The following is a 15,256-nucleotide window of genomic DNA, read 5'->3' as shown; positions in this document are numbered from 1 at the left end:
ATAGGTTTTAAGTTGGTCGGCAGTGTTTATAGTTTAAATCTTATAGGGTTTAAGCTGTCGGGTTTTAGTTTAAAAAATACAACTTAAAACTTATAACCTACTACTTGCATAAACTTTATTACCTTCGTGCCGCAAGTAAAATTTAAATGCAGCTACAAACCTTATGGTGACAGACGATAATAGTAATAACAAAGTAACTATTATGGGAGCCGGCTTAGTCGGCTCCCTTTTGTCATTGTATCTAGCTAAACATAACTACCGCGTAGCAATTTACGAGCGGCGCAACGATTTGCGCAAAAATTACGTGGAATATGGCCGTTCCATTAACCTAGCGCTGAGCGACCGGGGTTGGAAAGCCCTGGAAGGCGTAGGCATTGCCGAAGAAATCCGGAAAGTAGCCATACCCATGTACGGGCGCATGATGCACGATGTACAGGGGCAGCTATCGTATCAGCCTTATGGCAAAGAAAACCAGGCTATTTATTCGGTGTCGCGTGGCGGCCTGAACGTAGCGCTCATGGATTTGGTAGATCAGAACCCTAATATTGACCTGCATTTTAACCAGCAATGCCTTCACGTGGATTTAGCTGCCAACGAACTGGAAATGCTGGACACCACTACCCAGGTAAAACAAAAAATTGCGGCTAATCGGTTGTTTGGTGCCGACGGCGCTTACTCAATGGTGCGTTACGCCATGCAAAAAACCGAACGCTACGAATACTCTCAAACCTACCTGGAGTACGGCTACAAAGAACTGCGCATTGCTCCCGGCGAAAACAACCAATGGGTACTGGAGAAAAACGCATTGCACATCTGGCCGCGAGGCTCTTACATGATGATTGCCTTGCCTAACCTGGATGGCTCTTTTACCTGCACTTTGTTTTTTCCGTACGAAGGCGATGTGTCGTTTAACAGCCTGCAAACCGAGGCGGATTTATTGGCTTTTTTTAAAAAAATATTTCCGGATGCCTTGCCGCTCATGCCGGATCTGGTAAGTGATTTTTTTGATAACCCCACGGGCTCGCTGGTAACAATTAAATGTTTTCCGTGGTCGTTGCAGGATAAAGTGGTATTGTTGGGCGATGCCGCGCACGCAATTGTGCCTTTTTACGGGCAAGGCATGAACGCCGGCTTCGAAGATTGTACCGTACTAAACCAATTAATGGATGAGCACCTCGATAATTGGGATTTAATTTTTAAAAAATTTCAGGAACTCCGTAAGCCTAACACCGACGCCATGGCCGAACTGGCCGTGCAGAACTTTATTGAAATGCGCGATTTAGTAGCCGATCCACGATTTTTACTGCGCAAAAAAATAGAATCTAAAATAAATGCGCAGTACCCAGAAAAATGGCTGCCGCTTTATACCATGGTTACCTATACGCATTTGCCTTACTCGCTGGCTCTGGAAACCGGCAAACACCAGGATAAAATCATGAAAAAACTCATGAAACACATTACCCTGGAAAGCGATTACGATAAGCCGGAAGTACAGCAACTACTTCAAAAATTATTACATTAACGCTGAGCCGAACATATTAGTCCGGATTTTTAAAAATTTTCAAATTCCAACGCACTTCTAATTTCGGGAAGAGCAATTTCTGTTATCTTAAAGTGCGTTCCATCACTTACCAACCAAATTATGGCAATGGAACTGGTTAAGAATTAGAGAATAATTGATTATCAAGTATAGCGCATCCGAACAACGAAGAACTACAGTTTTGGAGCATTTTGCAAGCGCTGGCGGGCCTGGTCTAAAGAATCAGTAACTGTGGTGGATTTACTTACTTTACCTAAGCCAAAAACCGGCATGTTTACGTAAATACTCTCGTGTTTGCCCGCGGCAATTTGGTAAGTTTCGTGCCATACGCCTACGGCACCGGAGGCTCGGACCAGCTTGTTAAACCGTACCCAGTTGGGATAGTGTTCGGCATTAGGATCGCGGGCATAAGTCTCTAACTTTTCAAACGATTCCCAGTATTGCACCATTATGGTAGTGCGCCCTAACCATTGTTCACTACCTAAAAAACCGCTGTCCGGGTTTTTTTCCAATTCCTGTATCATGCGGGGCATAGATTGGGCCACGGGCCACCATTGCCCCAAACGCCAGAACTTATTAATGCGCATACCAATTAAAAACACCACAAAGTCCTGATTTAACTGGGTGGTCATGCGGCCCGGAATAATGCTCATTTTTAAAATTTTTGTCAGTGAGATAACAGTAGTGATGGAATTTAGTTACAAATACGACTGAGGTTACAAGAGATTACGTTGAACAGGCACGTAATTATTAATAAACGTGCGTTCGGGTTAAGAAAAGATCCCCTTCGGAACTGAGCCATTCTGTTCCAGTTCGAATGGCCGGGATTGACTGTTACGTTATTTGTAATCGGACAAGGCTACTAAATTATAAAATCAGAAAAATTTAAAAATTTAGTTGAATGAGTTATGCAAATAGAAAATTAGGCGAGCAGGCCAATACCGGCGCTGAGGCTTAAACCCAGGAAAAAACCGGCGTAAACCTGGGAAGGCGTGTGCGCATCCAGAGCTAACCTAGCCGATAAAACCGCGCCGCTGATTAAAATAGTACCGGAAACCAAATACAGGCTGCGTTGCTCGGGTTGCCAGGTATGCAACAACATTATAAATCCTAAAGCTCCGCCCATGCCCACACTATGCGCACTTATTTTCCAGAATTGTGAAATTATAAACGTAGAAAAAACTGCCAACGTAATAACCGCCATAATCACGTACAATATATCATCAAAAACTTGTTCGCGGTAAAACATGTAGGTAGCCATGGCAAAACAAACTGTGGTAAAAAACAAAGGATAGCTGCGCTCGCTACGTTCCTCGGCCAACATCGATTTTACGTAACCCGTACGTACCAAAGCCAAGGTGCCTAAAACCGGAATTAAAAAAGTAGAAAAGAAAACAAGTAACATCACCAACCAACGGCTCACCAACGGAAAAGTAAGCATGGAATCGGGCATGACGTATAAGAGCAGGTAGTACAAGTAACTAGGAACGAGCAACGGATGAAAAACAACGGATAATAGCTGCGCCAACGTTCGGTTCACTTAAAAGTAATTATGAATTAGAAATTAAAAAATAGAAATTGTAAGTTTAACAAATATCTGTAATTCAATGTTTAAGTTTATTTACGCGGGCAAATTAGTTTAAACAACAGAAAAATCACTCATTTCTAATTTTTAATTTCTAATTTTTAATTCTTTTATAACTCTTTTCTCAATCGGGCTACGGGAATGTTGAGCTGTTCGCGGTATTTGGCTACAGTGCGGCGGGCAATGTTGTAGCCTTTTTCGTTCAGCATTTTTTCCAGCTTATCGTCCGATAAAGGTTTCTTTTTGTTTTCCTTGTCAATAATTTCTTTGAGAATGTGTTTTACTTCCCGGCTGCTGGCATCTTCGCCGGAGTCGGTGGCAATGCCTTCGGAGAAGAAATATTTTAGCGGATAGACGCCGAACTCAGTTTGTACGCTTTTGCTGTTGGCTACCCGCGAAATAGTAGAAATATCCATGCCGATGTCTTCGGCAATGTCTTTCAGGATCATGGGGCGCAGCTTGCTTTCGTCGCCTTCCAGGAAAAACTCGCGCTGGCGTTTTACAATGGCTTCCATGGTGCGCAGCAAAGTTTGCTGGCGTTGTTTAATGGCATCGATAAACCATTTGGCCGCATCGAGCTTTTGCTTTACAAACGTTACTGTTTCTTTTAGCTTTTTATCTTTCTTGGCGCTCTTATCATAGGCCTCAAACATATCGGCGTACTCCCGGCTAATGCGTAAATCCGGGGCGTTGCGCGAGTTTAAGGTTAAATTAAACTGCCCGTTTTCCATCGTCAAGATAAAATCCGGAATAATGTACTGCGGTTTGCCCGCACCGGCATCCGACCCGCCTGGTTTGGGGTTTAATTTTAAAATAATATTAATAGCTTGCTTCAGCTCAAAATCATCAATATCCAGCCGCGACTGAATTTTTTCGTAGTGCTTCTTGGTAAATTCATCGTAGCACTCATCAATAATCCGTTCGGCAGTTTCGGTAAATTCGTCTTGGTCGAGGCGCTCTAGTTGCAGTAACAAACATTCCTGTAAATCGCGGGCAGCAATACCGGCCGGGTCAAACGTTTGAATTTTCCGAAGTACGGCCTCTATTTCATCTTCGGTAGCTTCAATGTTTTGCGAAAAAGCTAAATCGTTGGCAATAGAACTGAGTTCGCGCCGGATGTAGCCGTCGTTATCAATGCTGCCAATCAGTTGCATGCCAATGGCTTCCTGTTCCTCGTTCAGGTTTAAAAAGCCCAACTGATCCAGCAACGAATCAATTAAGGAACTGGTGCCCGCCAGAGGCATTTCCCGGTCTTCGTCTTCGCCGGGACCATCGCCCTGCATTTTATAACCGGCAATTTCGTCGGAGTGCAGGTAATCGTCTAAATCTAAATCGCCGCCATCGTCAACAATGTTATCTTCCACACTGTCGTAGGTATCATCGGCGTTGCCATCGTCAAAATCTTCATCGAGGCTATCATCGGCGTCAAAATCATCGTCGTTGTCACTATCCTCATCGTCAGATCTTTCTTTGTCATCGTCCGGACCTTCTTCCAGGGCAGGGTTCATCTCCATCTCTTCTTTTATCCGCATTTCCAGTTCGGCCGTCGGAATCTGCAACAGTTTAATAAACTGGATCTGCTGCGGCGACAGTTTCTGAGATAAAAGTTGTTTTAAATCAAGTCTTTGCATATGAGCGCCATCTTACCGGCGGATTAGTTGGCTTTTCAAAAATATGATATTTTTACTGGTCTTCTAAAAAAAAGGTTAAAATATCGTTACTTTGTGCTGAATTAGTAGCAGGTAATAAGTATTAGGTAGCAAGACCTGAGAGTATAACGAAACTTTTATCTGTATAGTCCTGATACTTGCAACCTGCTACCCGATACCAATAAAAACATGAAACGAACCAAAGTTGCCGAATTGCTGCAAGGAACTGCTGTAGGGCAGGATGTATTACTAAAAGGATGGGTGCGCACCAAGCGCGGAAACAAATTTGTGAATTTTATTGCCGTAAACGATGGCTCTACAATTAACAACATGCAGGTAGTAGCCGATGTGCAGCAGTTTAACGAGGAAAGTTTAAAAGATATTACTACCGGCGCCTGCGTGGCTGTTACGGGTACCCTGGTGGAGTCGCAGGGTAAAGGGCAAACGGTGGAGGTGCAAGCCAAAACCATTGAGGTTCTAGGCCTTGCCGATGTAGAAACTTACCCTTTGCAGAAGAAAGGCCACTCGCTGGAGTTTCTGCGCGAAATTGCGCACTTGCGGCCGCGCACCAACACCTTTGGGGCGGTACTGCGTATCCGGCACGCGATGTCGTACGCGGTACATAAATATTTTAATGACAAAGGCTTTTTCTACGTGCAAACGCCTATTATTACGGGTTCCGATGCCGAAGGAGCGGGTCAGATGTTTCGGGTAACTACCCTGGATGTGGCTAACCCACCCAAAACCGAAACTGGTGCCGTTGATTTTTCTCAGGACTTTTTTGGTAAATCTACTAACCTAACGGTATCGGGGCAATTAGAAGGCGAAGTAGCCGCTATGGCTTTGGGCGAAATTTATACGTTTGGGCCTACCTTCCGGGCCGAAAACTCCAACACTACTCGCCACCTGGCCGAGTTCTGGATGATTGAGCCCGAAATGGCTTTTTATGACCTGACCGACAACATGGACCTGGCCGAAGATTTTTTAAAATTTTTGGTAATGTACGCCCTCAATAACTGCAAAGACGACCTGCAGTTTTTAAATGATATGTACGACAAGGAATTGTTGAACCGCCTGAACTTTGTGGTTACCAACAACTTTGAACGACTGGAGTATACGGAGGCCGTCGAAATTTTAAAAACGGCTAAGCAAAAATTTGAATTCCCGGTAGAGTGGGGTACTGATTTGCAAAGCGAGCATGAACGGTATTTAGTAGAGAAACATTTTAAAAAACCGGTAATCCTGATTAACTACCCAAAACACATTAAAGCGTTTTACATGAAACAAAACGAAGATGGCAAAACCGTAAGGGCCATGGATGTGCTGTTTCCGGGTATCGGCGAAATTATTGGTGGCTCGCAACGCGAAGAAAATTACGAGAAACTGTTGGCCCGGGTGCAGGAAATGGGCATCCACGAAGAAGAATTGTGGTGGTACCTGGAACTGCGTAAATTTGGTACCGCACCGCACGCGGGCTTTGGTTTAGGCTTCGAGCGCTTAATTCTTTTTGTTACCGGTATGGGCAACATCCGCGACGTTATTCCTTTCCCACGTTTCCCCAAAAGCGCAGAATTTTAAAATTTAGATGCTGGTATCTAGACACTGGATACTAGACTTTTGATATTTAACAAAAAGCCCACTGTTTCAGCAGTGGGCTTTTTGTTTTGGTAAGTTTTTAAAAATTTTCTTAATTAAAATAAACAGACAAGATTGGCCGAATGTAATTAGATAACCTTGTTGGGAAGGGGCTTATTCCTGTATTGTAATTAATTTTTTGCCATAATACCGGGCATTTAAATCGTTTTCCCATTCGCTTATTTCGGGTTCCTGGCGGAAATAAATGGATTTGGGTTGGTGCGTTAAATCTTTTATTTGGCAAAGAGAACACCTACTGTTTTTTAAAAAATTATCCCGGCTTTTTAATTCCTGGTCGTAAGCAGCAGCTTCGCCACTTAACCAATCAATATAAGCCGTTCGTACATTAGATTGTTTGTTATGAAAAATCAACAGAAAGCAAGCGGCTACTAATAAGGTTTGGGCATAAACGGGTAGTTGGGGCAGGTAATTTTCTAGCGTATTCTGGTAGTATTTTACAATTAGCGCTACGTTGGCAAACCACCCGATCAGGAAAATAAAATAAATAAAATTTTGGGTCCAGATGGGCGCGTGCATGCCCCGGTTCCAGTAGATAACAAAAAAACACTGAAAAATAAGCAGGTACAATAGGGCCGTAGTAACAACCGGATGCGGAATTTTTAAAAATTTTCTGTTTTTAAAAAATTTATGGCTTACCGGAACAAATAAAACTGTTAAAAGTAAGATGGGAGATAAAGTTAAGTAGTTACTGGTGTTGTTTACCGTAACCGCCACGGCATAAGTAAACGAGTACATTAAATTGCTATGGTTCGGGTGTGTTTGCAGCCGGGCTAAATTGCCATAACTAAAGATAACCAGCAAACTGCAGCTAAAAGCCAAAAGCAGATAGTACAATAGCAACTTATTAACGCGTTTATATCGCCAATAATCTACCAGAAGCAAGGTAAGCAAACCTTCCAGAATAAAAACCATGCTTAATTCATTGCAGCCAACACCGGCAAAAATTAAAAAAGATAAGCCTATAATATAATTTGTTTGTTGCCAGAAGTTTCGTTTTTGTTGGTAGTTAATTAAACCCGCTGCCAGTAAAAGCAGGCAAATAAGGGCCGTCTGGTAATTTAAAGCGCTCGACATCCAATAATACCCTGAGGCAATGGCGGGCATAAAACCTAAATAAAGTACTTGCAAAAGCAAGGCAAAAAATATTTTTTTCTTTAAAGAAGTGCCCGGAATAATGCGGCTTATAAGAAAATAAAGGGCCGCCAGGGTAAAAAGAATAAGTAAAAAAGGTAGAAGTTTATAGCCGGTTAAAGAGTTATAAACCAAAGGATTTACACTGCCCAAAAACATGGCAAAATAACGGCCGCTCCAGGTTTTTCTAATTTCTAATTGAGCTTGCCAAATTCCTTTTTCCTTAGCCAAACTCGTGAGCCAAAAATCATCGGCAAATGGCTGACTATAAAAAGATAAAATTAAGAAAGGAACAAGGGCTGCGCTTAGTACAAGTAAGCTGGCGTTCATCCAACCAAAACGCTGAAACGTTTGCCGCAAAGAAAAAACTAACTTCTGGGTAACCGCCGTTTTCATTCAGGTAAAGCTAAATAAAAATCAGGGATAATAAATTGCCTCTTTTTATTTAGAGAAATAAACCAGAATAAGTGTTTATCCCTGCAGAATTAACTAGTTTTAGTACACTTAGTAATTATTTAAAAATCAGGTTTATATGTACGAAACGCTGCTTTTAACTCTCGCCAATAACATTGCCACCATTACCTTAAATCGCCCGGAAGTATTTAATGCGGTAAACGAAAAACTCACCGAAGAACTAAAGGTTGCTTTAGACGAGGTAGCTGCTAATCCGGAGGTAAGAGCGTTAATATTTACCGGTACGGGAAAAGCATTTTGTTCCGGTCAGGATTTAAAAGAAACATCTCTGTTAACCAATCAATCTCTGGCTGATGCCTTACATCAACGATATAACCCTATAATCCGGTCTATGCGCGATTTGCCCAAACCAATAATTGGCAAGTTAAACGGCGTGGCCGCCGGGGCAGGTTGTTCGTTGGTGTTGGCTTGCGATGTAATTATTGCTTCGGAGGCGGCCAGTTTAAGTCAGTTGTTTATAAACATTGGTTTGGTGCCCGATTCGGGAGCTTCTTTTTTCCTGCCTCGTATGGTAGGCTCGTTAAAAGCTTTTGAATTATGCACCTTGGGTACAAAAATAAACGCGCACGATGCCCTGGAACTAGGTTTGGTAAACCAGGTGGTTACCGCCGAAGCTCTCGATAAAACCGTGCAACAACTAGCCGAACGTTACGCCGCCGCACCCACCAAAGCTATTGGTTTAATTAAAAAAATGCTGCAGCAGTCCGGCAGTGCTACGCTGCACGAAATGCTGGATTTAGAAGCCGAGTGCCAGGAGATTGCTGGAAAAACTACCGATTTCCGGGAAGGCGTGGCGGCTTTTCTGGAAAAAAGAAGCCCCCGGTTTACAGGGAATTAAGTGCTAGTACTAGTAAAACGTAATAGCAATAGCTGCGTATAGAGGGAAAAGATTTTTTAAAAAACGGAATTTACAAAGCTAAAAAAGTAAACCTATGAAAAAGATAATTTGTAATGGACTGCTAGCATTTGCCTTAGTGGTAGGTTACGGCTGTGATTCGAATCCAAAAGCAAGTACCGAAACTGCTGCCACCGATAACTTATCCGGATCGGGAGAAGATAGCTCCGCCGCCAGTACTACCGATTCTACCATGAACGAAACACCAACCAGCACGCCCGCAAACGACTTTATGCTGAAAGCCGCCAGCGGTGGTATGATGGAAGTTACGTTGGGTAAAATGGCGCAGGAAAAAGGCAGCAACGCCGATGTGAAAGCTTTTGGTAAGAAAATGGAAGAAGACCATGGTAAAGCCAACAGCGAGCTAAAAACCGTGGCCGCTTCTAAAAATGTAACCTTACCTGTAGAACTGCTGGCAGAGCATCAGAAACACGTAGACGAACTATCGAAACTGTCGGGCGCTGATTTTGACAAGCACTACATGAGCATGATGGTGGAAGATCACCAGAAAGATATTGCCGAGTTTGAAAAAGCTAGCAATATGGAAGACCCGGATGTAAAAGGGTTTGCCACCAAAACTTTACCGGTACTTAAAATGCACTTAGATATGGCTAAAAAAGCGAATGACAAAGTAGCATCAAAATAAAAATTTTTAAAAAACAGAGAAAAGCCGGGGCCACAGCTTCGGCTTTTTTGTTGCTTTAAATTTAAAAATTGGATAGTTTATTAAAGGGAATTTGGGTTAATAAATTAACCGGTAAAAATAGAAAGAAGTAGAAGAAGTTTGTGAAAACACAAATTTCGGCACCGTAAGCCCCACTGCGGCATTAAAGCAAAACCTTTGGGTTTCAAGTAGGAATGTTCTTGTTACCAGTTTTTTTAAGAAAGTTTTAGTATTTAAGTAACTGGACAAATTTAATTTTGTATCCTCAATGTCGGAATTGGTGCAATAAATTATTGATATTAAGTTGGTTAATTAGCAAAAGTCTAACATCTAATATCTTGATACTTGTGTCTATATAAAATTAATAGAATAGCATATTGGTATTGCCATTATCCAGGTACGGTAAAGCTTCTTCTTCCGAAATAACCTGGTAAGAGGTATGCAGGGTATCTTCGTCGCTGTTGTATTGGGTTATTTCCAGCAAGTACTCGTCTGCAATAATGGTTTTATACACGGAGTAAGTGGTAGGAATAAAAGCCGGGTTAGAAGTAGCACTCGTATTGCTTACAATGCCTAAAGCAACCTGGTCCAGGTGATCGATAACGTACTGCTGGCCGGTGTTGGTGGTAATTAAATTTAAAAAGGTAGTCTCTTTCATCTAGGAAATTCTCCTCACTAATAATATCTGACGAAAGCTGAAAAGTCGAACTCAGAAATTACGCGGTAAATTAAATTTTTCACTAGTACGAACGAAATATATTAAAGATTAATATTTCCGTCTTTTTTAAAAATAATTAAAAATTAAAGTAATAAACAAAAATTAAAAGCTTTTAAATAAGTTAGTTTGAAAAAAAATTACTGAAAGTATGTGTTGTAATTTACTGGTATATAAGTAGATGTAATTTAAGATGATAGCTAGAGTGGCGTTTGCCACAAGGGTGCATTACAGCGAGAAACCAGGTGAAATAAAATAATTTTAAAAAAAGCAGCCGTTGCGTTTCTATTTGAAAGCACAACGGCTGCTACAGCTTCATTCAGCAAAAGTATCTTAAGGCAAATATTGGCTGGTACGTAATTCTTCGCGCAGGAACCGGGCGGTATAGCCTTTATTGCAGGCAGCTACTTCTTCGGGTGTACCTTGGGCCACAATGGTGCCGCCCGCGTCGCCACCTTCCGGACCAATATCAATAATGTGGTCGGCAACTTTAATCATATCCAAATTATGCTCAATGAGCAGTACCGTGTTGCCTTTGTCCACGAGCTTATGAATCACATCGGCCAAATGCTTAATGTCTTCGAAATGCAAACCAGTGGTTGGTTCATCCAGAATATAAAACGTTTTACCGGTATCTTTTTTAGCTAACTCGGTAGATAATTTTACCCGTTGTGCCTCGCCGCCCGATAGGGTAGTGGCTTGTTGCCCCAAAGTAATGTAGCCTAAACCTACTTCGTTTAAAATTTGCACTTTGCGCAAAATGCGCGGCTGGTTATCGAAAAACTCTACCGCTTTTTCTACGGTCATGTCCAGCACATCGGTAATGGATTTGCCTTTAAAGCGTACTTCCAGGGTTTCACGGTTGTAGCGTTTGCCCTTGCAGGTTTCGCAAGGTACGTATACGTCCGGTAAGAAATTCATTTCGATGGTGCGCATGCCGGCGCCTTCGCAGGTTTCGCAGCGACCGCCTTTTACGTTAAAAGAAAAACGTCCCGCCGAATAGCCCCGGATTTTAGCTTCGGGTAATTGCGCGAACAAAGCCCGGATATCCGTGAACATGCCGGTGTACGTAGCCGGATTGGAACGCGGCGTACGGCCAATCGGCGACTGATCTACTTCAATTACTTTATCCAGGTGCTCCAGACCTTCGATGGCCTGGTAGGCAAGCGGATCGCGTTTAGCATTAAAAAAATGCTGATTTAAAATCGGGAATAAAGTATCGTGGATTAACGTAGATTTACCACTGCCCGACACGCCGGTAACCGCAATCAATTTGCCTAACGGAAACGTAACCGATAGATTTTTTAAATTATGACCTTTGGCACCGCGTAGTTCCAGGAACTTGCCATTACCGGGCCGTTTTTCCCGGCGTACTTCAATGTGTTTCTGGCCGCTTAAATACTGCGAGGTTAAACTGCCCGAGTTAAAAATTTCGGTGGGCGAACCCGCCGCTACGATATGGCCCCCGTGAATACCAGCCCCCGGACCAATATCCAGCACATGATCGGCGTGCAGAATCATGTCCTTGTCGTGCTCCACCACAATTACGGAGTTACCGATATCGCGCAGGTTTTTAAGAGCATTAATCAGTTTTTCGTTGTCGCGCTGGTGCAAGCCAATGCTGGGCTCATCCATAATGTACAATACGCCCACCAACTGCGTACCAATTTGGGTAGCCAACCGGATACGTTGCGATTCGCCGCCGGATAAGGTGCGTACGGAGCGGTGCAGGTTCAGATATTCCAGACCCACGTCTAACAAAAACTTAATCCGCTTCCGGATTTCTTTGAGCAATTCCCGGCCAATTAAATTCTGGCGTTCGGTTAACCGGTCTTCCAGGTTCGTAAACCAATCGGCTAGCTTGCCAATGTTAAACTGCGCCAGTTGGCCGATGTGCAAGCCGTCAATTTTAAAATGCAGCGATTCTTTCTTCAGCCGGTAACCTTGGCACTCGGGACACACGCTGGTTTGCGTAAACTCATTAATCCAGGTCCGGATAGCATCCGAATCCGAATCCATTTGTTTGCGCAGGAAATTAATAATGCCTTCAAATTGGGTAATAAAGTTCTGCCCCTTGGCTTTTACAATAATATCTTCGTCGATGCCGTGCAGCAACTGGTTTAAAACGGGTGCCGGAATATCCTGAATCGGCGTAGAAATGCTGAGTTTGTTTTGTTTCAGGATGGTTTGAATCTGGTTAAAAATCCAGATGTCGCGAAACTCACCGAGGGGCGCAATGCCGCCGCGGCTAATACTTAAAGTTTTATCCGGAATAATCGATTCTTCGGTAATTTCCTGAATTTCCCCTAATCCATTGCAATTCGGGCAAGCGCCATAAGGCGAGTTAAACGAGAACGTGTTAGGCGCCGGATCGTCGTAAGCAATACCAGTAGCCGGGTCCATGAGGTGGCGTGAGAAAAAGTGCGATGCGTTGGTATCCGGATCCAGAATGGTAACGGTACCTTTGCCGTGTGTCAGCGCATTTTGAATGGAGCTCGACAGCCGGTAACGATCTTCCGTGTTCACGATAATCTTATCGATGACAATTTCGATGTCGTGAATTTTGTAACGGTCGACCTGCATTTTAGGCACCAGTTCCATTAAATCACCATCAACCCGTACGCGCACAAAGCCCATTTTCCGAATTTGCTCGAATAATTCGCGGTAGTGCCCTTTGCGACCTTTTACCACCGGTGCCAGAATAATCAGCTTTTTCTTGTCGTGGTTTTCGAGAATATGGTTTACAATCTGATCATCGGACTGCCGGATCATGCGTTCGCCAGTAACATAACTAAATGCTTCGGCAGTACGGGCGTAGAGTAAACGCAGGAAATCGTAAATTTCGGTGATGGTGCCTACCGTGGAGCGCGGGTTACGGCTAGTGGTTTTTTGCTCAATGGAAATAACCGGGCTTAAGCCTTCAATCTTGTCTACGTTGGGCCGCTCCAATCCGCCCAGGAAGGAGCGCGCGTACGCCGAAAAGGTTTCCATGTAGCGGCGCTGGCCTTCGGCGTAAATGGTATCAAACGCCAACGACGACTTGCCGCTGCCGCTAATGCCGGTAAAAACTACCAGCTTGTTGCGTGGAATTTTCAGGCTAATATTTTTTAAATTATGTTCCCGGGCACCGTAAACTTCAATTAAAGGCGCTTCGGTGGTAGAGGGTGTTTCGGGTGTTTCCGCCGTGGCGGTCCCATTATCAATAAGTAGATTTGCTTCTTTTTCTGAGGCCATTGTGGGGCTTAATTAATCCGCAAAGATACGCAAAATACCGCGTATTAGCAGGTTAAGGTTAATCATATCTTAACCAATTTTCGGCCGTTTTAGTTTAATTTAAATGCGGTGTTCTGCTGGGTGGGAGTGTAGCCTGTAATCAGAACATTTTTAAAAATTTTACTTTTTAATGAACTGAATAAACCGGAATAAAGCCTTTTTAGATTTGGAAATTAGGTAGAAGATAGTTGGTTAATAGTACGAAGACGTGCATAAAAGCCATTTGTGAAGACACAAACGGCGGCATAACGGCGGCATCTTAGTGCCCCTGTTTACCATCTTTGCCATCATTTGTGTCTTCACAAACAAATTTTTTAAATTTTGAAAATCTTAAAATTTAAAAAATGCTACCTAGAAAGCAGATCTCTTAATCCCGCGCCGAGTTTACCGAAGTTTGCGGAATTTGTAACGAGTAAACGGAGGTGGTATCGGCTACAGTTAATTTGTAACCACGCAACCAAGGGTTTTGCAGGCGCAGAGTTTTATAGTTAATGCCTTGTTCCAAAGCAAACTGTGGTAAATCATCAATGGTATTGGATACGGTTATGGATCGAGTAGGTACATTGGCGTACGCATCGGCTTGCAGCAAATCAAAACCGTAACGCTTCGGGTTCTCCAGAATTTCTTTTAACGCTAAAATCCGGAACAAGTACCGTGAAGTTTCTTCGTTCAGGTACAAATCGTAATACGAGGTAACTTTTTGGGCTTTTAAAGCAGCTTGTAAACCACCCATGCCCCGGTTGTACGAAGCAGCCGCGTTAGTCCAGGAACCGAAACGTTGCTTTGCCTTTTTAAAATAAGTACAAGCCGCAATAGTTGATTTTTCGAAATGGTACCGTTCGTCTACTTCGTCGTTAATGGTAAGTTTTAATTCCCGGGCGGTAGCCGGCATAAACTGCCATACACCTACTGCGCCTTTCGGCGAAATAACATTGCCCAGTAAACTTTCCGCTAAAGCTACATACTTAAAATCGGCGGGTAAACCGTTGGCCTCCAGTAATCGTTCCATTTCGGGTAACGAACGTTGTAAGCGTTTTAGCGCCAGTAATACGTTCGAGTGAAAGTAGGCATTCGATTGTAATTCGCGGTCAAGGCGTTCGGCTACATCGGGCACATCAAAAGGAACTGGCTCACCAGCAAAAGACAATGATTGAGGCAAAGGAAAAGGCCGATGACCTAAATTAGCGATCTGGCTGGGGCTTACTTGCTGGCTACATAAATTTACAACACCTAATAAACAAGCAGCAAAAAATAAGTATTTTGTATAAGAAATGAGGTGTGCCATGCGAAGTACTTTTACCGGTTTTGATTTGTAACAACCCCTATAATTTAAGGTTGGTTCGGGTTTCCGGATAATTTTAAAACAATCACTTTTCTGAAATTATCATAAAAGTTAGTATTGAAGCGGATGTATTCCGAATTATTTTATTGATTAAACCGGCTAATTGGCAATGCTTCCAGCTTAAGCAATTCTGTTTGAGTAAACTATATTGTCAATTAATTTTAGTTTTAAATTTTAGAAAAAAAACCAGAACGGTCGCTTATTAGCTTATCAGCTAAAATTTTAAATTTTTTATTTTCTCGAGCGTAAGCTTCTTACTTGAACGGGATTTTTCATCCCGTTCATATTTTTTATCAGGAAATTGGCTGCGATGGTGCTCTGGAACTTTGAAG

At 42.8% G+C, this 15,256-nt stretch carries 11 protein-coding genes; 4 read left to right on the top strand and 7 right to left on the bottom strand.

Features of this window, described 5'->3' with window-relative positions; genetic code table 11:
- Positions 1–163 precede the first annotated feature (163 nt).
- On the top strand, positions 164–1,522 hold the full coding sequence (locus HUW51_RS02495) for an FAD-dependent oxidoreductase (protein WP_185272434.1): 1,359 nt from the start codon (positions 164–166) through the stop codon (positions 1,520–1,522).
- Between the two features lie 191 nt (positions 1,523–1,713).
- Here HUW51_RS02495 and HUW51_RS02490 read toward each other — a convergent pair whose 3' ends face one another.
- The 3 genes from HUW51_RS02490 to rpoN all read right to left on the bottom strand — a co-directional run bounded on the left by HUW51_RS02490 (position 1,714) and on the right by rpoN (position 4,756).
- Positions 1,714–2,193: a DUF4188 domain-containing protein gene (locus HUW51_RS02490; protein WP_185272433.1), complete on the bottom strand. Its 480-nt coding sequence runs from the start codon at positions 2,191–2,193 to the stop codon at positions 1,714–1,716.
- A gap of 269 nt (positions 2,194–2,462) precedes the next feature.
- Entirely contained in the window at positions 2,463–3,080 is a 618-nt protein-coding gene (locus HUW51_RS02485) for a hypothetical protein (protein ID WP_185272432.1), read from the bottom strand.
- Between the two features lie 155 nt (positions 3,081–3,235).
- Complete coding sequence (rpoN, locus tag HUW51_RS02480; protein WP_185272431.1) at positions 3,236–4,756, bottom strand: RNA polymerase factor sigma-54; 1,521 nt, start codon at positions 4,754–4,756, stop codon at positions 3,236–3,238.
- A 207-nt stretch (positions 4,757–4,963) separates the two neighbouring features.
- Between rpoN and asnS the strand changes: the two genes are divergently transcribed.
- Positions 4,964–6,352, top strand: coding sequence for an asparagine--tRNA ligase (gene asnS, locus HUW51_RS02475; RefSeq protein WP_185272430.1), 1,389 nt, complete (start codon positions 4,964–4,966; stop codon positions 6,350–6,352).
- A 171-nt stretch (positions 6,353–6,523) separates the two neighbouring features.
- Here asnS and HUW51_RS02470 read toward each other — a convergent pair whose 3' ends face one another.
- Positions 6,524–7,957 (bottom strand): DUF6056 family protein, encoded by a 1,434-nt coding sequence (locus tag HUW51_RS02470; protein WP_185272429.1) that lies wholly within the window; start codon positions 7,955–7,957, stop codon positions 6,524–6,526.
- 136 nt (positions 7,958–8,093) lie between these two features.
- On the opposite strand from HUW51_RS02470, the gene HUW51_RS02465 reads away from it, so the two are divergent.
- Positions 8,094–8,873: an enoyl-CoA hydratase-related protein gene (locus HUW51_RS02465; protein WP_185272428.1), complete on the top strand. Its 780-nt coding sequence runs from the start codon at positions 8,094–8,096 to the stop codon at positions 8,871–8,873.
- A gap of 94 nt (positions 8,874–8,967) precedes the next feature.
- Positions 8,968–9,576: a DUF4142 domain-containing protein gene (locus HUW51_RS02460; RefSeq protein WP_185272427.1), complete on the top strand. Its 609-nt coding sequence runs from the start codon at positions 8,968–8,970 to the stop codon at positions 9,574–9,576.
- 379 nt (positions 9,577–9,955) lie between these two features.
- On the opposite strand, the gene HUW51_RS02455 is transcribed toward HUW51_RS02460, so the two are convergent.
- From HUW51_RS02455 to HUW51_RS02445, 3 genes are all read right to left on the bottom strand, one after another.
- Complete coding sequence (locus HUW51_RS02455; protein ID WP_185272426.1) at positions 9,956–10,252, bottom strand: hypothetical protein; 297 nt, start codon at positions 10,250–10,252, stop codon at positions 9,956–9,958.
- A gap of 390 nt (positions 10,253–10,642) precedes the next feature.
- Positions 10,643–13,543 (bottom strand): excinuclease ABC subunit UvrA, encoded by a 2,901-nt coding sequence (uvrA, locus tag HUW51_RS02450; RefSeq protein WP_185272425.1) that lies wholly within the window; start codon positions 13,541–13,543, stop codon positions 10,643–10,645.
- A gap of 406 nt (positions 13,544–13,949) precedes the next feature.
- The gene (locus HUW51_RS02445) at positions 13,950–14,867 is read right to left on the bottom strand and encodes a lytic transglycosylase domain-containing protein (protein ID WP_185272424.1); all 918 of its coding nucleotides are present in this window, start codon (positions 14,865–14,867) and stop codon (positions 13,950–13,952) included.
- Between the last annotated feature and the right edge of the window lie 389 nt (positions 14,868–15,256).

It is taken from the genome of Adhaeribacter swui (assembly GCF_014217805.1).
GTDB lineage: Bacteria > Bacteroidota > Bacteroidia > Cytophagales > Hymenobacteraceae > Adhaeribacter > Adhaeribacter swui.
The sequence above is the reverse complement of the archived record's forward strand: the minus strand, read 5'-3'. Positions and strand labels throughout refer to the sequence as shown.